Consider the following 17750-nt stretch of genomic DNA (forward strand, 5'->3'; position numbering starts at 1 on the left):
GCGGCAAGCTCGCTCTTAATCGCTGGCGACGGGCTGGGTGTACACGAACCGTAATCCCGTTTTTCCGCCTGACATGATGGTATGCAGACTGACTCGGCCACCAAGTCGCCCCGCTGCGCTCCGGACAATCGCCAGCCCAAGCCCACTCCCCGGCTGCCCCGACCCGACGATTCGATAGAACGGGTCAAATACTCGGGCGAGTTCGCACGCGGGTATCCCAGGCCCGGAATCCTCCACCTCAAATATAATTTCGTTACCCTGCTGATAAAGGCAAACATCTACTTTCCCCCCGGACGGGGTATACAAAACTGCATTATCAACGGCATTGCGAACCACAGCACGAAAGTCCTGCTCGTTCCCGCGAATCATCAGCGCCTCGCTAAAATCCATGCCGAGGTCGATACCCTTGTAGTCTGCGAACGGAAACAGCTCGCCAAGAACGTCGATGATCACGGCGCGGGCATCCACGTCGCAGCTGACTGGCGGCGGGCCGGACTCCTGTTCTGCCAAGAGCAATAGCTGCTCAACAAGAGAGCGCATACGTGCGATGCTCTTCCCCAGTGGCGCGAGGCGAGCCAAGACCGCCTCGGTAGCGGCCTCCACAGTCATCGCGTTCTCCAATTGCAGGGTCATCGCGGTAACCGGCGAACGCAGTTCGTGCGCCGCATCGGCTACGAACTTGCGTTGTTGGGCAAGGGCCGACCGCAGTCGGCCAAGCAACCGGTTCGTCGCATTGACGAAGGGAAGCACTTCCAACGGAACGCCGACCGTCGGGAGCGGCGCCAAATCCGGTTCGCCTTTCCTGTCGACATCAGCAGAGAGCTGCTGCACTTTCCGTAGCAGTATTCGGATAAGAATCCCCGCCAAAAGTATCAGGATAGGTATCACGGCCAGCAGCGGAATCAGAGTGCGCAGTGCACTGTCACGCGCAATCTCGTCTCGCGCCGACGTTCGCTGGGCGACGGCCAGGCCGAATTCCGCACTGATCGGCCTGATGTAGATACGCCACGATTCCCCGTGCGAATCAATGGTGTGCAGACCATCGGATAGTTCTCCGGGCAGGGTCAGCGACAGGTCTGGCGTGACCACTCGAGTGGCTAGCTTGGATACCTTCAGCACCCAGATTCGCATCTCCGGCTCCTCGGCCTGGACGAACCCGCCCTGGGAGGAGAGGAACCTGGCATCGCCGGGCGAGACCAGCCAGGCAATTTCCCGCAACTCGTCGTCCTGCAGGTCGCGCGCCTCTTCAAAGGCGAACCAGAACGACGCCGCCGCTGCCACGAGCCCAACGACCAGAATCGTGCCGCATATCGAAACAGACAACATCCATAGGAGTGACCGGTTCACTCCGCCCTTGGCACCATCCATCCCACCCCCCTGATATTCTTGATGACACTCGCATCAAGTTTCTTCCTGACTCCGTGGAGGAGGAACTCTACGGCATTGCTTTCGACTTCCTCGTTCCAGCCGTAGAGGCGCTCTTCGAGTTCACTACGGGAGAGAATGATGCCGGGCCGGAGCAAGAATTCGCGCAAGAGCGCAAATTCGCGAGCCGATAGCTGACGTTGGATGCCCTGATACCAGACCTCGTGACTGGCCTGGTCCAGCAAGAGCGTGCCGTTTCGAAGGATTGGGGAAACCTCTTGGCCTTGCCGTCGCGTGAGTGCGCGGAGTCGGGCCAGCAACTCCCCGATATGAAACGGCTTCACCAGATAGTCATCCGCGCCGAGGTCCAGGCCAGCAATGCGGTCTTCTACCGCGCTGCGTGCCGTGATAACAAGGACCGGCACCGCGTTTCCTTGCCTTCGTGCCTCGCGTAGTACCTCGATGCCATCTTTTCCGGGAAGCCCCAGGTCCAGCAGAACCGCCTCGTAGCGCTGAGCGAATAGAGCCGTAGCGGCCTGACGGCCATCCGTCGTCCAGTCCACCGCATATCCCGCGTCCCTGAGAGTCTGGCATATGGCCTCCCCGATAAGGGAGTCATCTTCCACCAGTAGCGTTCGCATCCGCTCCCCAATTCAGTTGGTTGTCCATGCTTGCCCATGCCAGCCCGCGCGCAGCGTGTCAGTGAAGACTTAGCGGAGCCTTAGCGGCGATTGCCGCATAAGTCACTTTGAAATGAATCTGCTAAGTACCCGCTAATTTTCGCCGCCTATCCTCGCCCCCGCCTGTTGCCAATCACTATCCCCAGACCAACAGCCATTCACCCCATGGGGGTCTGAATTGGACTGCGGAATCGACTAGAGGAGCCGAGGAATGAATGTCGCAAATGCCACGCTGACGGCAAGACCGGGCTGGATGCCCCGGATTCTAGCCTCGTCTCGGGCATGGCTCCTCGTTGTCTGCTGCGCGACCCTGTCAGCTTGCGCGTTCGACCACTATGACGCACGCCCAATCTCTGCCAGCGCGATCGTCGACACGATTAACGAGCGTTCGCTTGCCTCGGCGGACTTGCGCGACTTCATCGAGCGGCATGCCATGCGCGCAAGCTCGGACTGGCCACCAACCCGCTGGAACCTGGATACGCTAACCCTTGCCGCCCTTTACTACAACGCGGACCTGGACACAGCGCGCGCCAGGCTGGCGACCGCGCAAGCCAGCATAAAGACCGCCGCGCAGCGCCCGAATCCGTCCCTGCAGTTGCCGTTTCAACGCACCCTGAATCCCAAGGGCGGAGACTCGCCATGGACACTCGGTATTGCGCTAGACATCCCGATTCAGACTGCCGGCAAGCGCGGCTACCGCATCGACCAGGCTACCCATTTCGCCAGTGCGGCGCGCCTGGATGTCGCCAATATTGCCTGGAGCGTGCGAAGCCAGCTACGGACACAGCTATTGAATCTGTGGTCTGCTAATGCGCGCACGGATCTCCTCAAGCAGCAGTTGGAGCTGGACCAACGCATGAATACGATGCTGGAGAAACGCGTCCTCCTCGGCGACGCTTCGGCATGGGAGCTGAATCAGCAGCGCCTGGCTCTCATCCAGGCGCAGGCGGACTTGCTGAATGCGCAGCGCCAGACGTCAGCCGCCAGAGTCCTGATTGCCAATGTGCTTGGGCTACGGTCCGGCGCGCTCGATGGCCTGGATATTGACCTTACGGATTTCGGACGACCTTATGCCTCGCTTCCGGCCCCGGAAATCCGGCTACAGGCCCTGTTGAACCGGGCCGATGTGCTGTCCGGCCTAGCGCAATATGAAGCCAGTCAAGCCGCGTTGCAGTTGGAGGTCGCCAAGCAATATCCGGACATTCATCTTGGCCCGGGCTATACCTTTGACCAGGGCTTGCACAAGCTTGGCCTTGACTTTACCAATCTCGTGCTGCCAATCTTCCATCGCAACGAAGGGCCAATCGCGGAGGCACGGGCCCGGCGACTGGAGGCGGAGGCCCAGGTCAGGCGGCTCGAAGCCCAGGCGCTGGGTGAAACCGATGGCGCCATCACCGCGTATCAAGCCACGCGAAGCATCGTGAAACGGAATGAGGAGCAGGTCAGCATGCAAGGCCGCCAGTTCCTGGCAGCCCGACGTTCCTTCGAAGTGGGACAAACCGACCGGATGGCGTTGACGCTTGCCGAACGGACCGAGCTTGCGGCGCGACTTGCGCTGCAAGATGCCGAATTCCAGATGCAGCAGGCCATCGGTCGGTTGGAAGATGCCATCCAGCGCCCACTCTCCGACCCCGATGCGGGCGCCAATCCGAGCAACTGGGTCAAATGACTATGAAAAGAAAAACGATACTCAAGGGCATCCTGCTCTTGTCGCCAGCGATTCTGGCCGCGCTCGTGCTTGGCGGATTCCTGCTGAGCAAGGGCGAGCAGGACAAGGAAGCCGAACGCGAGGCGCCGGTCTCAAGCTCGGTCCGCATCACGGTGGCGGATGGCTTCACTACGCTGATGGTCGACACCGCCATGCAAGCGCGCAGCGGCTTCCAGGTGGATGCGCTGGCGCCCGCAAGCGCTACGACCGGCCCCGCCGCCTATGGCATCGTTCTCGACCTGCAACCCCTCGTCGAACTGGCGAGCCGCTATGCCTCCGGCGTTGCGGACCTGAACGCCACCCAAGCAGCGCTCGACGCGTCGCGCGCAGACTATGAGCGACTCCAGACCCTCAACGCAGACGCAAGCAATGTGTCGCTCAAGACAGTGCAAGCAGCGCGCGCAGTGCTTGCTTCGGCGACGGCAAAGGTCAATGCGGCACGCGTGGGCGTCGCCGCCATTGCCAGCGCAGCCAGGCAACAGTTCGGACCGGCACTGTCGGCCTGGGCGTCGACACCGGAATCTCCCGAGCTTGTCCCCTTCGTGGCACGCCGCGAAGTGTTGCTGCGGGTTGTCCTGCCGGCCGAGCCATCGGTAACAGCCCCCGCACTCCTGAAGGTGACGACGGATGGCATCCCCGCGTTCGACGCCCGCCTGGTTTCGCCGTCGCCCCAGGTCGACCCCGGTATCCAGGGACAAGCCTACTTCTATCGCGCCGCGGTATCGCTGGCTACCGGCATGCGCGTGACCGCACACATCCCGGTGTCGTCGGGACAAAAGAACGGCCTGCTGGTGCCCGCCGGCGCCGTGGTCTGGTATGGCGGTCAACCCTGGTCCTACGTCCAGTCCGACAGCACACACTTCCAGCGCCGGCCCGTCGACCCGCGCTCGCCTCAAGATGGGGACTTTGTCGTCACCGAAGGATTCAAGCCCGCCGAACGGGTCGTGGTGCGGGGCGCACAGCTATTGCTTTCCGAAGAATCCCGAGCGCAGCTGGCCGGCCAGCAAGGCAACGACGCACGCTGACCTGACATGCTGACTTCCATTGTTGATTTCTCTGTCCGCCTGCGCGGCGTCATCTTTGCGCTCGCCTGCCTGCTGCTCGGCTACGGCACCTATGCTTTGCTCCAGAGCAAGCTCGACGTCTTTCCGGAATTCACACCGCCCCTTGTTACCGTCCAGACTGAAGCCCCTGGGCTCTCCGCAGAGCAGGTCGAACTGCTGGTCACCCAGCGCGTGGAGAACGCCTTGGGCGGCTCGATTGGGCTCGAATCCATGCGGTCCCAATCGATACAGGGGGTATCGGTCGTTACCCTCACGTTCAACGGCCAGACCGATATCCGCCGCGCCCGGCAGTTGGTGGCGGAGCATCTGGCAACCCTCACGGGCGAGCTGCCAGCGGGAGTACGCGCGCCGAAAATGACCCCACTGAGCTCGGCGACCAGCATTGTGCTTGGGATAGGGCTGACGTCGGACACGCGTTCGCCGATGGAGCTGCGCACTTTCGCCGAATGGACGCTAAAACCCCGGCTACTGAGTCGTGCCGGGGTCTCGGACGTGAGCATCTATGGCGGCGAAATCAAGCAATACCAGGTCCAGGTCGACCCGCAAAAGCTGGTTCGCCTTGGCCTATCGCTGCACGACGTGGTCAGCGCGACGCAACGCGCAACAGGCATCCGTGGTGCGGGCGTGCTCGAAACCCCGAACCAGCGCATCGTGCTCAACACCGTCGGCCAGACCACAACCGCCGAGCAGTTGGGCCAGGTTGTCGTGCTACAGAAGAACGGCGCCTTGGTCCGGCTCGCGGATGTCGGCAAGGTCGTACTTGGCCAGGAATTGCCGGTCAGCGGCGCCAACGTCCAGGGCAAGCCGGGCGTCGTGCTGATGGTCAGCAACCAGTTCGGCGCGGATACCGTGTCGGTGACCCGGAACGTCGAGGCAGCGCTGGCAGCCTTGCAACCAATGCTGGCGGCCAACGGTATCCAACTGCACGCCGACATCTTCAGGCCCGCCAATTTCATCGTCGCCTCGACCGACCACTTGCGCACGGCGCTGGTTGTGGGGGCGGCGCTGGTGGTCAGCGTCCTGTTCCTCTTCCTCTTCAACGTACGCACCGCCTTCATCTCAGCCACCGCCATCCCGCTCTCGCTGCTGGCCGCCGTCATGGTATTGCATCACTTTGGCGTCGCGCTGAATACGATGACGCTGGGCGGCTTGGCCATCGCCCTTGGCGAGATGGTGGACGATGCCATTATCGACGTCGAGAACATTTACCGTCGCTTGCGCGAAAACCGCCTCTTAGCGATGCCGCTGCCCGCCATCACGGTGGTTGTCAAGGCATCCACCGAGGTGCGAGGCGCGGTGATATATGCAACATTTACCGTCGCCGCAGTCTTCCTGCCGGTGCTGAGCTTGTCCGGCGTTGCCGGCAAACTGTTCGCGCCGCTGGGGATGGCCTATATCCTAGCCATCCTGTCATCGCTAGTGGTCGCACTCACGCTGACCCCGGCGCTGTGTTATGCATTGCTGGCCAACCGTATCAGCGACGCGGAGGAGCCGCGCGTCTACCAGTGGCTCAAGGCCCGTTACGCAGCCATTCTCACCCATGTTGAGCAGCGCTGGATTGCCGTCGTCGTGGCGTTTGCCGGCCTGGTGCTGGCTACCCTGGCAACGCTACCCTTCTTCAGCACGGCGTTTCTGCCGGAGCTGCGCGAAGGGCATTTCATCGCCCACATGCAGGCGGCACCGGGCACGTCGTTGCAAGAATCCCTGCGTATCGGGGAACGCGTCAGCCACGCGCTACTGGAGGTGCCGAACATACGGAGCGTGGCACAACGGGTTGGACGAACCGCGCGCGGCATCGATGTCTTCGGCCCGCAATATAGCGAGTTCGAAATCGACCTGAAGCCTGGCTTAGACGCGGAGGCACAGGAACAGACGCTGGCCGATTTGCGCGACAAGATGGCGGGCTTTCCCGGCTTGACCTTTGCGACCGAAACCTTCTTGACCGAACGGGTCCAGGAAACCATTTCCGGCTACACGGCACCGGTCATCGTCAACGTGTTCGGCAATGACCTCGATATCCTGGACGGCCTGGCGCGGCAGGTGTCGCGCACGCTCAGTGCCATTCCGGGGGCGGCCGGAGTGACGGTACAGTCGCCTCCCGAAATCCCGCAGCTAACCATCCGTCTGCGGCAAGACCAGCTGACCCGCTGGGGCTTTGCACCGCTGGACGTGATGGAAGCCATTCAGACCGCTTACCAGAGCGCCGAAGTCGCCCAAGTCTATGAGGCAAACGCCGTGTTCAATGTGGCGGTGGTGCTCGGCAGCGCATCGCGTCGCAGTCCGGCGCAGGTGGGCGAGTTGCCGCTGCGCAATGCCGACGGCGTCATGGTGCCGCTAAGCCGCCTTGCGGACATCACGCAAACGACAGGCCGCTACCTCATTCTGCACGAGGGCGGCCAACGGTTGCAGACCGTGACTGCGCATCTCAACGGTCCTTCGCTCGGTCAGTTTGTCAGTGAGGCCCAACGTCGCATTGCCGCTGACGTGAAGTTTCCGAAGGGCTACTACTTCGCCCTATCGGGCGAGGCGCAGGCCCAGGCGCAAGCACAGCGGGACTTGCTGGTCTATTTCGCCATTGCGGCCGCCGGCATCGGCCTGCTTGTCTACCTGGCATTGCGCAGTTGGCGCAGCCTGGTCCTGGTCATGGCAAATCTGCCGTTCGCGCTGGTGGGCGGCGCGCTTACGGTGTTTGCCACGGGCGGACTGCTGTCGCTAGGGTCGATGGTCGGCTTTGTGACCCTGTTCGGCATCACGTTGCGCAACTCCATCATGCTCATCTCCCACTACCAGCATCTGGTGCAGGTCGAGGGCCACGCGTGGAATTTGGAGACGGCAACCCTGGGAGCGACCGAGCGGCTGGCCCCCATTATGATGACAGCGCTCGTTACCGGGCTGGGCCTGTTGCCACTGGCGCTCCAGTCCGGCGAGCCGGGCAACGAGGTGGAAGGGCCGATGGCGATTGTCATTCTGGGCGGCCTCTTCACATCGACCGTACTGAATCTCTTGGTACTGCCTACCTTGGCGCTGCGCTTCGGCAAATTTGACCGCGGAGCAAGCGAGAATGCAGGCCATTGATTCCAGCTTGCCCCACCCATTGGAAGCCGTTACTCACTTGGTTACCCAAATGCATGTGCACTTTCTCAGCCTCCACCACCGACATAGCCATTGACTACGTAGCACCGGTCATCGAGAGCCGTCACGCTGTCGAATTTCGTCCAGACTCCGACGGTCCTGGGCCCGCCAATATCGCGGTCCACCGTTTCGATGTACGGTTTGCTGTTGAAGAGCACGCGGACGTGCGTTCCGCCAGACTCGGCGCGGCGAGCTTGCCAGACAATGTCGGCAACGCATTAGGCTGAGCCAGTTACGGTCCTCCGGACGCGATGGGTCATGTCCGCGCGCGCTGTCACCCTATTGTAATTTTTGGTGAGGGTGTCTGTGGTGGATGTCCGGGAAATGGGCATGTGTGTGCGTAATCGGCGCATGCCGATGAGGGTGCGTGTGCGGCTCCTGTCCGTCCCAGTCGAATTCGTGGACGTGTGATGATGCTCGTCGTGCCGGTGCCGGTGGGTATGCTCCTGCGCCTCATGGGTGTGCTCGTGCCGTTCGCGCAAATGCAGCCATACACCTAACGCCATCAGAACGAAAGCTAACCAGAACAGGATGTTGGGCATCTGTGGCCAGAGTGCAAGTGAGATGATGACGCCAAAGAGCGGTGCCACCGAGAAGTACGCGCCGGTTCTGGCCGTACCCAGATGGCGTAGCGCCACCACGAAGAGCGCAAGACTCAACCCATTGCCTGCGAAGCCCACTACCATTGCCGACACGAGAAGTACTGCGCCCGGCAACTTGACACCGGCAATCAGCGCAAACGCGGTGTTACACACGCCGGCAACGAGCCCCTTGAAGCAGACAATCAAGACGGCGTCGTTGGACGACACCTTTCGCGTCAGGTTGTTATCTACGGCCCAGCAGATGCAGGCCGCAGCTATCAGCAGTGCACCTGGCGACAGTGCCGCACCCGCTGGCTGCCAGGAAAGCAAGACCCCGCCGGCCACGATGGCGACCATGCCTAGGACAATTTTCCTGTCTGCGTTCTCCTTGAGGACCATCCAGGCAATGAGCGCCGTGAACACGCCCTCGATGTTCAGAAGCAGCGATGCCGAGGCCGCGTCGGTCGCGACCAGGCCCGTCATAAGAAATGCCGGTCCCGCAACCCCTCCAGCCAGAATTGCGCCGAACAGCCACGGGAGTTCATGCCTGGGAATTGTCGCCTGGTGTTCGGCTTGCCCGCGAGCTTTTCCGGCCAGGCGCCTTAGTACCAACAGCAAGCCCAGACCAAAGCCGCTACCCAGGTAGAGCAGGCCTGCAAGTAGCAATGGCGGAATGGACCCTGTAAGGGCTTTCGCAAGAGGGGTGCTTGCGCCAAAGAGTATCGCGGCGATAAGGGCCGGGGCGGCTGCTCGGACAGACATGTTTGCAAGGTCGAGGGATTCAACGGTTACCAAATCTTCGCGGCGACTGCGGCCAGAGGGCGACTGGAGGCAACGCCAGCGTACCTTGGCGAACCGTGAGGCGAGCTTGGCAAAAACAAGATTGTCACTAGCAGCTAGGCAGGGCGCGAGTGGGGAAAACGGCACCGCGAGTGGTCTCACAATCGCTTACAAGCCGATTGCGTGTTCGATGATAGGCTCACCACCATGACAGCCGACGGCGGTGCATGACCATCGCGCTGCTAAGTGAAGAAGAAGAAGAAGAAGAAGACAGACATATGACTTCAACATTACTAGCGCGTGCCGCAGGCTTCTCTTAGCCTAAGGAAGCGCAAGATGGAGACCCTTCCTCATGTTGACCGACGTTCAACTACGTTCGGCGTCGCACTCAGACTTGCAGCAAATTGTTGCATTGCTCGAGCGCTGCAGGCTACCTGCCGCAGATGTTGTCCAAATTATCGAGAACTTCCATATTGCGCTGTGTGATGGCCGCATAGTTGGCTGCGCAGCGACAGAGCACCATGGCACGTCCATCCTCATCCGCTCGGTAGCGGTTGAACCTGCATACCGCGAAAGAGGCATCGCTAGCAGATTGGTCGAAGCGCTCCTGATGCGGGCACGAGGTACAGAGGTGCGAGACGCCTACCTCCTGTCTACTGTAGCCCCAGCTTATTTCGCGCGCTGGGGATTCTCCGTTATCCCTGCTGAAGAAGCACCACCGGAAGTCACGGCTTCAAGCGCATTTCAACGGGCCACGCAAACGTCTGCTCGCTGCATGCGATGCGAGTTGCGCTAGCTCAGAGAAAGCCGATAGACGGCCACGTTACCTCACGATGGCGGCGTGTGTGTATCTGCGGGCACATCAGCTTCCGGCACCGCCGTCTTGTTACAGGTAGTAACCCCTGTATAAACCCACAAATACGGTCCCGCCGATTGGCAGCCTAGAGTGCCAGTAGAAACGTGCGGAGCATCATCATGCAAAAAGCCTTGGTCATTTGCCTATTGGCTGCAGGTGCCACCCTGACCTCCGGCGTCGCTGAGGCGCGCGTGGATGTGGGAATTGGGATTGGCCTTCCCGGGCCAGCGTACGTGGTTCCACCGCCTCCCGCCTATTACCCGCCGCCTCCCGTCTACTACGAGCAGGCGCCGGTTTATGTCCAACCGCCGCCGGTTGTCGTTGCGCCCGGCTATTACGACGATTGGCGAGCCCGTGCATGGGAACAACAGCAGTGGCGCGAAAGACGCTGGCGCGAACACGAGTGGCGCATGCACCATCGGGGTGGTCCACACTGGCGAGGCGATGAAGATGATTGAGCCAGGCGCAAACGTGCGCTCCGATGATGCGAGTTCACAAGCGAACATCATCCAAAGGACAAGGTTGCGTCCATAGAATTGCGACCACGAAAAACCAGGAGAAATCGGGAATGAAGCACCGTGCAATCGGTGGGGCCATTGTCGGCACGCTATTCTGCGTCGTCTCGTCCGCCTTTGCCGCAGCGAATGTCGATATCGGCGTTGGCGTTCCTGGCGTCGCACATGCGGAACCCACCCCGGTCTATGTTGCGCCCCGGCCTGTCTATGTTGTTGTTCCAAGCTCTCGATACTCACCCTATAGGGGTGAAAGCGAACAACGGGAGGAATACTGGCGTGAACGGAGGTGGCGCGAACAGGAAGAGCATAGTGACCAAGGCCACCGCAGCCGTGAAGAACACAGCCAACACGGGCACGCAGGCTGACACGGTCCTGCAATCGGAAGAGCTCTCGAGGCTTTCACGCGGGGCAATGTGGCAAGCTTCCCACCACGAGAAAACGACCGAAGTAGTACTGAACTGGCCGTCGTCAGCGTACCCGCGATTTAACTCGCAAGCATGACCGACATCGAGCACGGTGTTAGAGCATAGAGAAAAGCCGGCGTGTTGCCGGCCTTTCACGCAGATGGGAGATTATTTTCCGGCTTCCGCTTCGCACTTTTTCATAAACGACGCCTTTGCAGCTCCAGCAAGTGGCTTACCGTTCTTCCCGACTGCCTTGGCTTCGCAGGTGGCTGACGCGTTGCCTTTGTTGCCACTTTCGCACTTCTTGATTGAGGAAGCCTTAGCGGCTCCTGCTAGCGGTTTGCCATTTTTGTCAACCGCCTGCGCTTCGCAATTCGAGGAAGCAGCCGGAGTTACAGCAGCGGGCGCTGCAGGCTTGGTGGCGGCCGCTGGTGCAGCAGTTTGTGCGTACGCAAAACCTACCGAAAAAAGCGCTGCAGCGGCAAGCGCACAGAATCTTTTCATCACGATACCCCTCCTCAGAATATAAGGCACACTGCCTCGCCCTTATAAACGATTCTGCGGCAACATCGTTGACGTTACTTGTTCCTCATATGAAAGTACTCCTCGCCAAAAAACCGCATTACCCACGCACCTCACCGTCAGCAGATGATTGCGTTACATTTTTTTACAGTTGACGCGCAAGGGTTCCCGGCGCGAGCCGGCACAATAACTCCCGTTTTTTGATAGGGAACAAATGAGACAACTTCCATTCTTTGGGGTGCTGGCCGGCACACTGCTCGCAATTGCATCGACTGCCCAGGCACACGTGAATGTCGACGTTGGCATTGGGGTCCCGGGTGTAATCTATGCTGAACCTGCTCCGGTCTATGTCGCTCCGCCTGTTTATGTTGCACCGCAGCGGGTGTATGTCCCTCGACCGGTTGTCGTAGCGCCAGCTCCCGTGTATGCCCCTTACTGGCGGGGACGCGATGATGACGACGACCAGGGCGAGCGGAGGTGGCGCGGGCGTGGCCACGGGGAGCACGGTGAACATGGTGAACACGGCCACCATGGACACGACGACTAGTAATGGGCAATCGCGGACACCCACGGCACCACACCGTGTTCGCCAATCCGGGGAAATTATGACAGCAGCAGAGCGGGTCAAACATATTCTGACTAGGTTCGATTGTCTGGCATCCCAAGCTGGGAGCATTGAGACGAAGCTCCTGATTGAAGCGCTAAAACTGCATTCCGAATTGGTGAACCTGAGGCTGGCTGAGATTGAGCAACAGTTACCCGATGCCAACAGGGCCCAAGAAGATTGAGGAAGTAGCTCGCATTGCGCGAACCGCCGGGGCATCTTGAACGCTCAGCAGCGACAACCCTGACGCTGCGTTGGTAGCAACCAGTCCCATCACCTGCAGGCCGACCAGCCATGGCGTCCGTGTCTATTTCGCCCAATTGTTACGGGAACCCGTGCATATGCATCGCTGCACGCCCGGCACGAAGGATCGCCAATGTACACATGTTAATATTTTCCCTCTACGGGACGGGGGAAAGATGGAGTGCACCAAGCGAGTTGGGTATCACGACTTCAAAGCCTACGCGGAACAGCTCGCAAGCGGGAAGTATCAAGGCTTCGTGCACGTAAGACACCACAAGCTCGTCGGGACCGTGCAGACGGTATTCAGTGCTGGGCGCCCCGTGATGGATGAAGCTGAGGCGTTTGCAAACGCGGAAGCGCGTATGGCCGATTTGATTCGCCTGGTTACAGCCTGACGGCCTCCGCGTAGCTCTGGGGAAAGTGGAATGGAAGCAGCGGCCTGCTAAACGGACTTGCATCTGATTTCAGGTCTCTTCACTATGGAAGATGAGGAATATCGTCAAGATTTGCCGAGTACGTTTCCCGCCTTTCTCCATGGCTCGTTGCCACGTTTTCTCGATGAAGCTAGCGTGCCGTAGCCAGTTCGCTTCCAGTCCTAGGATGAAGTTGAGGACGCGGATGTCATTGCGTACCGGCTCGGATAGCGCAAGCTTGCCGTAACGAACATAGAGGCCCCACGCCTGAGCCAGCCAGGTCGGAGTGAGCGGCAACTCGATGAGAACGTTTCCGATGCAAGCGGAAACGTTCTCATCGAGTCCCGGGTTCAGTTGCGCCATGCGGTCGTGTAACCGTTCAACATTGAGAACGTCGAGCCGCCCTATGCCGATAAGCAAGCGTTCAACCACTGAACTTGAAAGCATGGGCATCAATTGCACGACGGAGAGAGCCGGCTGGAAGCAAGTAGGCGCAATACCACCGTACAGACGGCGGTGACAGGCCGAGCGGAGGACAAATACGGGCGCGAACATAACAATTCTTCTGCCGAGACACTAGAGTTCCACCTTCAGGAATCGTGTACCGTTGATATTCGTGGCCAAAAACTCCGGAGAAGCCCGTAATTCCGTTGGTAATGCAGCAAGCTCGACTGGCGCGAATCCAAGACGGGAAAAATAGCCAGCAGCTGTATCCGTACTGACTACCAGGGACTCAATGCCACGTAGTCGGACATCCGAGACCAGCGCCGAGAGCAGTAGCCCAGCCAAGCCCGCACGCCTTGCACGTCTTGCTGCGGCGAGTCCCCTTACTTGAGCGACGTTGCCACCGAACTCCTCGATGCCGGCGCACCCAAGAAGGCCCTGCCTGTCTCTGCTGACATGAAAATGCACCGTTTGGCTGCGTATTCCGCCAGAGGGCAGCGAGCAAGACTGGCGTAGCGCCTCCACGTCGGATAGGTCGGCATTGGTTGCATGACGGGGGCGCATGTTGCTACTCGGGAATCTAATAACGATGAGAGAGCAGGAAGCGAGTGCTGCGGTCTGCGTTTGTGAGCTGCCAGGGAGCTACTTCACTTCGCGGAGGGTCGGCAGCCGAGGCTTGTCCTCTTGCTAAGCCGACGTGTCGTGCTGGCAATGGGCGGCCAGGCCGGCGGTTAGGTTCTCGATAGCGGGCGCCAGTTGGGACGCAGAAAACCCGGCCTTGGCGAGCACGCGTAGCCCAGCGATAGTAGTCACAATCGCGAGCGCGCTCTCAGCCGGCTCAATCTCCGATTTGAACGCCCCAGACAACTGCCCCGAAATCACGAGCAACTCAAATGAATCCAGGATTGATTGAAAGCCGGAGCGAACCAATTGTTGCACCCCGCCGTCATGTAAGCCGAGCTCTGAGGACATATTCACGAGAAGACATCCTCTGCCTCCATCATTGTCTTGCGCAATATTTAGCAGCAGAGCGCGCAACTCTTTTAGCGGGTGGTCGGAACCGGCTGTCTGCCGGATGGCTGCGACTCTTGTGTCGGTGTATGCAATGACGGATTCGATGAGAAGGTCTCGTTTCGAACCAGCCGTATTGTAGAGAGAAGACTTCGACACCCCCATTTCTTCCGCGAGGATGTTTGTCGAAAGCGATTCGTACCCGTAATGCCAGAAGGCATCGACGGCCCGCATCAGCACTTGGTCTCTGTCGAACTCCATTGGCCGCGCTGCCATTTTCCGCTCGCAATATATTTTGGACCGACTATATCAAGAAAAAAGGCCGGCATATCTGCCGGCCAAGCGTCCTTGCACCCAGTGAACAAGGCAAGGTCGATATGACTTTTCTCCAGCGCGCCACAACAGCGCGCCGGTCGGTGTCGCGAGCGACATTAGAAGCGGTGACGCACGCCAACCATGGCGCCGGTCTGGTTCTGACCCGGCAGCGTGTTCTGCGTGCTGGTCACGCCATACTGCGCGTTGCCGTGGTTCTTCACATAACCGAGCAGCAGGTAGGCATCGGTGCGTTTGGACAAGGCGTAGTCGGCATTCAGCACGAACATCAGCGAGTCCTTGTTGTCGGTGCGGGCATCGGTGTAGTAAGTCGCTCCGGTCACGCTGAAGGCCGGGGTGAACTTGTACAGTGCGCCGAGCCAGTACAGGTTGTCATGGCGGGCAGCGACAACGCCCGTCGAAGCGGCATTGAGTTCATCGCGCAGCCAGCGGTAACCGCCAAACAGCTTGGCATTGCCGAGAACGTACGACGCACCAACAGCGATGCGCTTGGCGGTGGCGTCAGCCGCAGCGATGCTGCTGCCTTGGTACTGGTCGTAGGCAACACCCACCGAGAACGGGCCAGTCGCGTACGCCAAGCCACCGCCGAAGTTCTTGCCAACCTTGAATTGCCCTGGCACTTCGCTACCGTTGGCGATATTGCTGTCGCGGCCGGTGCTGTAGAAGCCCGTGGCGGTCAGGCCACCGAACGTGCCGGTGTACTTGATGGCATTATCGGCGCGACCGTTAAAGCCATTGGTGTCGACGGCGTTGAGCGAGTAGCTGTTACCGACTGCCATCGGGTCGTATTCGCCAAACAGCTGGAACAGGGCGTTTTGCTGGCGACCCAGCGTGACCGCACCGAAGTCGCCTTGCAGGCCAACATAGGACTGGCGACCGAACAGGCGGTTACCTTGCGCCGACGTTCCGGTATCGATATTGAAGCCGCTTTCCAGTACGAAGATACCCTTCAGGCCGCCGCCGAGGTCCTCCACGCCACGGATGCCCCAGCGCGAGCCGGAGAGACCGCCGGACGTCACGCCAAACAACGAGCCGCCCTGGCCCGGGACGCTTTGCACGTGGCTCTGGTAGCTGACGCCGGCATCGGCAATGCCATAGAGCGTCACGCTGGAGGATTGGGCGAATGCGGCGCCGGATGCGCTGCATGCTGCGGCTGCGGCCGTCAACGCGAGGAGAGTTTTTTTCACTGTCAATTCTCGGTTACTGTTTGAGCAAGTAGGCTTCTGCACTGGAACGACTGAGTCATGCCTACCGTTGAAGAGGCCGAATGATGAGACATTTATGTGACACTAATAAGTAAACGGTTGCGCAATTACAACACGAATTATTTACCAAATAGCAACAATCAGATTCCATGACGTGCATATGTCAAGGCATCGCCCCTCAGGCACGGTGTCGCATAGTCACCATCTTGTGGAGAGCAGGCCTGACCAAAGACATTGCCCCCAAAAGTACGCTTACACCACTTGACATCCCAGTCAGGTGGCCCCGGCAGACAACCCGGACAGAATCCGGGCTGTCAGTGTCGGCATAACGGTGCACTTAACACCACTGCTCTCCCCCAATGGCCGAGGGAGAGATGGAGACATCAAACGTGTCGGGTATCACGACATCAAAGCCTATGTGGAATAACTCGCGAGCGGGAAGTATCAAGGCTTCGTGCACGTAAAACACCACACGCTTGTGGGGACCGTGCCGACGGTATTTCGAGCGGGCGGCCCGTGATGGATGAAGCGGAGGCCGGTGCAAGGGCCGGAGCACGCATGGCCGAGTTGATTCGCCTCATCGCCTGCTGAAGGCCTTGCATGTTTTGGGACTTGAGGCTCCTGTGGACCAATTGTTGGTCCACAGGAGCTGGCCAAATCTGGAGCTTGATGGCGTGCTCTCAAGTTGGCATCAGTCGATAAGGTGTCTCGGCTGCGCTGAAATTTGTGCCTCTAGCGACGGCCTCAGCAGCAACCTTCACCCGTCTCGAGGTCCAACCCACTAGACGCCTGCACTTACCAGAACCAGACGCCACTGCCGTACAGAATTGCGAGGCGGGAACCACACGCAAGCGGCGACAGGAACACCCCTGGGCTCATAAACACGTCGGAATCCGGCCGGCCGCCTGATTGACATGAATTGACATCGCCTTGTCACATGATGAATTCATGATTTCCGGTTTTTCCAAATGTAGCCCTCCGTGTGACGTCTTGCCACCAGTGGCTCACCGAATGTCGCGATGCGCTTCACCCGCATGGTTTGGGCCGGCCTAGAAATCCTCGTTGTCCGCAACGGCACTGCACCCGTAAGCAATTTCCCCTCAATGGAATCCCATATTCTTGGCCAAGGGCAATCTAGGCGAAACTCATAGGAATCCCGTGCCAGAAAAACACCTTTCCAGGCACTATGACAGCGACCTTGACAAGCTATTGAGTGAGGTCCTGGAGATGGGCGGGCTGGTCGAAGCCCAGCTGCAAATGGCCATTCGCGCGGTGGACACCCTCAGCCTCATCTATGCGGAAGAGGTAATTGCCACAGAATTGCGGGTCAACAGGATGGAAATCGCCCTTGACGCGCACTGCAGTAATCTCATTGCGCGTTGGCAACCCGCAGCGCGAGACTTGCGTTTTCTGATGTCCATCCCCAGAGCCATCTCAAACCTGGAGAGGGTCGGCGATGAGGCTTACAAGATTGCCAAGCGGGCGCACCGCATTATTCATAATGAGTCCAGACCAGCCGTCGAGTTTCCAGAAATACCTCGTGCCGCTGCGCTGGCCCTAACTCTACTTAGCCGCGCATTAGACAACTTCGCAAGGCTTGACGCAGTCTCTGCCGCAGAAGTCGTGCGCGACGACCGTGCCATCGATAACGAGTATCGTGGCTTCGTCGAAACGATTATGAGCTACATGGTAGAAAACTCAAGACTGACTTCCATGTCGCTTGACTACCTTTTCATCGGCAAGGCCCTTGAGAAGGTGGGCGACCATGCCAAGAACATCGCAGAACTAACTATCTACATTGCGAGCGGCACCGACATTCGCCATAGTCCGCAAACGGTCGATGTGCCGGAGAGCAACAAGGAATTTCTCCGGACGACCCTGCCATGAGAA

The 17750-nt window shown here is 59.6% G+C and carries 14 protein-coding genes and 1 pseudogene; 7 read left to right on the plus strand and 8 right to left on the minus strand.

What is annotated here, in order from left to right; genetic code table 11:
• Nucleotides 1-15: 15 nt before the first annotated feature.
• Nucleotides 16-1368 carry a sensor histidine kinase gene (locus tag AC1RWI_RS02910; protein ID WP_492864479.1) on the minus strand — a complete coding sequence of 451 codons (1353 nt, stop codon included), beginning with the start codon at nucleotides 1366-1368 and terminating at the stop codon, nucleotides 16-18.
• Nucleotides 1344-2006 carry a response regulator transcription factor gene (locus AC1RWI_RS02915; RefSeq protein WP_492864481.1) on the minus strand — a complete coding sequence of 221 codons (663 nt, stop codon included), beginning with the start codon at nucleotides 2004-2006 and terminating at the stop codon, nucleotides 1344-1346. Before AC1RWI_RS02915 ends, AC1RWI_RS02910 begins: the two co-directional genes overlap by 25 nt.
• Before the next feature lie 250 nt (nucleotides 2007-2256).
• On the opposite strand from AC1RWI_RS02915, the gene AC1RWI_RS02920 reads away from it, so the two are divergent.
• The 3 genes from AC1RWI_RS02920 to AC1RWI_RS02930 are packed head-to-tail and all read left to right on the plus strand — an operon-like array spanning nucleotide 2257 to nucleotide 7892.
• On the plus strand, nucleotides 2257-3714 hold the full coding sequence (locus AC1RWI_RS02920; protein ID WP_492864483.1) for a TolC family protein: 1458 nt from the start codon (nucleotides 2257-2259) through the stop codon (nucleotides 3712-3714).
• Nucleotides 3711-4778, plus strand: coding sequence for an efflux RND transporter periplasmic adaptor subunit (locus AC1RWI_RS02925; protein ID WP_492864485.1), 1068 nt, complete (start codon nucleotides 3711-3713; stop codon nucleotides 4776-4778). The genes AC1RWI_RS02920 and AC1RWI_RS02925 overlap by 4 nt, the downstream gene beginning before the upstream one ends.
• Nucleotides 4779-4784: 6 nt before the next feature.
• Nucleotides 4785-7892 (plus strand): efflux RND transporter permease subunit, encoded by a 3108-nt coding sequence (locus AC1RWI_RS02930; RefSeq protein ID WP_492864487.1) that lies wholly within the window; start codon nucleotides 4785-4787, stop codon nucleotides 7890-7892.
• A 336-nt stretch (nucleotides 7893-8228) separates the two neighbouring features.
• On the opposite strand, the pseudogene AC1RWI_RS02935 reads toward AC1RWI_RS02930, so the two are convergent.
• A pseudogene (locus AC1RWI_RS02935) lies at nucleotides 8229-9292 on the minus strand (DMT family transporter).
• Nucleotides 9293-9662: 370 nt separating this feature from the next.
• Here AC1RWI_RS02935 and AC1RWI_RS02940 point away from each other — a divergent pair.
• The 3 genes from AC1RWI_RS02940 to AC1RWI_RS02950 all read left to right on the plus strand — a co-directional run bounded on the left by AC1RWI_RS02940 (nucleotide 9663) and on the right by AC1RWI_RS02950 (nucleotide 11046).
• Nucleotides 9663-10106 carry a GNAT family N-acetyltransferase gene (locus tag AC1RWI_RS02940; RefSeq protein ID WP_082055223.1) on the plus strand — a complete coding sequence of 148 codons (444 nt, stop codon included), beginning with the start codon at nucleotides 9663-9665 and terminating at the stop codon, nucleotides 10104-10106.
• Nucleotides 10107-10285: 179 nt separating this feature from the next.
• Nucleotides 10286-10624 (plus strand): hypothetical protein, encoded by a 339-nt coding sequence (locus AC1RWI_RS02945; protein ID WP_492864489.1) that lies wholly within the window; start codon nucleotides 10286-10288, stop codon nucleotides 10622-10624.
• A 110-nt stretch (nucleotides 10625-10734) separates the two neighbouring features.
• Nucleotides 10735-11046 carry a hypothetical protein gene (locus AC1RWI_RS02950; protein WP_082055225.1) on the plus strand — a complete coding sequence of 104 codons (312 nt, stop codon included), beginning with the start codon at nucleotides 10735-10737 and terminating at the stop codon, nucleotides 11044-11046.
• A 207-nt stretch (nucleotides 11047-11253) separates the two neighbouring features.
• Here AC1RWI_RS02950 and AC1RWI_RS02955 read toward each other — a convergent pair whose 3' ends face one another.
• From AC1RWI_RS02955 to AC1RWI_RS02975, 5 genes are all read right to left on the minus strand, one after another.
• Nucleotides 11254-11589, minus strand: a complete 336-nt coding sequence (locus tag AC1RWI_RS02955; protein ID WP_082055226.1) for a hypothetical protein — start codon at nucleotides 11587-11589, stop codon at nucleotides 11254-11256.
• Nucleotides 11590-12918: 1329 nt separating this feature from the next.
• Complete coding sequence (locus AC1RWI_RS02960; RefSeq protein ID WP_043356949.1) at nucleotides 12919-13422, minus strand: hypothetical protein; 504 nt, start codon at nucleotides 13420-13422, stop codon at nucleotides 12919-12921.
• Nucleotides 13423-13443: 21 nt separating this feature from the next.
• Nucleotides 13444-13875, minus strand: coding sequence for a GNAT family N-acetyltransferase (locus AC1RWI_RS02965; protein WP_492864492.1), 432 nt, complete (start codon nucleotides 13873-13875; stop codon nucleotides 13444-13446).
• 123 nt (nucleotides 13876-13998) lie between these two features.
• Entirely contained in the window at nucleotides 13999-14583 is a 585-nt protein-coding gene (locus AC1RWI_RS02970; protein WP_052495195.1) for a TetR/AcrR family transcriptional regulator, read from the minus strand.
• A gap of 170 nt (nucleotides 14584-14753) precedes the next feature.
• Nucleotides 14754-15842, minus strand: a complete 1089-nt coding sequence (locus tag AC1RWI_RS02975; RefSeq protein ID WP_043358507.1) for a porin — start codon at nucleotides 15840-15842, stop codon at nucleotides 14754-14756.
• 1176 nt (nucleotides 15843-17018) lie between these two features.
• Here AC1RWI_RS02975 and phoU point away from each other — a divergent pair.
• Nucleotides 17019-17747 carry a phosphate signaling complex protein PhoU gene (gene phoU / locus AC1RWI_RS02980; protein ID WP_043356950.1) on the plus strand — a complete coding sequence of 243 codons (729 nt, stop codon included), beginning with the start codon at nucleotides 17019-17021 and terminating at the stop codon, nucleotides 17745-17747.
• Nucleotides 17748-17750: the final 3 nt, after the last annotated feature.

The organism is Cupriavidus sp. MPR-AND1C (assembly GCF_058809705.1).

What these genes read in the sequence shown, in the direction of transcription:
- AC1RWI_RS02910 (WP_492864479.1), bottom strand. Translation starts at nt 1,368, where the DNA reads ATGGATGGTGCCAAGGGCGGAGTGAACCGGTCACTCCTATGGATGTTG.
- AC1RWI_RS02915 (WP_492864481.1), bottom strand. Translation starts at nt 2,006, where the DNA reads ATGCGAACGCTACTGGTGGAAGATGACTCCCTTATCGGGGAGGCCATA.
- AC1RWI_RS02920 (WP_492864483.1), top strand. Translation starts at nt 2,257, where the DNA reads ATGAATGTCGCAAATGCCACGCTGACGGCAAGACCGGGCTGGATGCCC.
- AC1RWI_RS02925 (WP_492864485.1), top strand. Translation starts at nt 3,711, where the DNA reads ATGACTATGAAAAGAAAAACGATACTCAAGGGCATCCTGCTCTTGTCG.
- AC1RWI_RS02930 (WP_492864487.1), top strand. Translation starts at nt 4,785, where the DNA reads ATGCTGACTTCCATTGTTGATTTCTCTGTCCGCCTGCGCGGCGTCATC.
- AC1RWI_RS02940 (WP_082055223.1), top strand. Translation starts at nt 9,663, where the DNA reads ATGTTGACCGACGTTCAACTACGTTCGGCGTCGCACTCAGACTTGCAG.
- AC1RWI_RS02945 (WP_492864489.1), top strand. Translation starts at nt 10,286, where the DNA reads ATGCAAAAAGCCTTGGTCATTTGCCTATTGGCTGCAGGTGCCACCCTG.
- AC1RWI_RS02950 (WP_082055225.1), top strand. Translation starts at nt 10,735, where the DNA reads ATGAAGCACCGTGCAATCGGTGGGGCCATTGTCGGCACGCTATTCTGC.
- AC1RWI_RS02955 (WP_082055226.1), bottom strand. Translation starts at nt 11,589, where the DNA reads ATGAAAAGATTCTGTGCGCTTGCCGCTGCAGCGCTTTTTTCGGTAGGT.
- AC1RWI_RS02960 (WP_043356949.1), bottom strand. Translation starts at nt 13,422, where the DNA reads ATGTTCGCGCCCGTATTTGTCCTCCGCTCGGCCTGTCACCGCCGTCTG.
- AC1RWI_RS02965 (WP_492864492.1), bottom strand. Translation starts at nt 13,875, where the DNA reads ATGCGCCCCCGTCATGCAACCAATGCCGACCTATCCGACGTGGAGGCG.
- AC1RWI_RS02970 (WP_052495195.1), bottom strand. Translation starts at nt 14,583, where the DNA reads ATGGAGTTCGACAGAGACCAAGTGCTGATGCGGGCCGTCGATGCCTTC.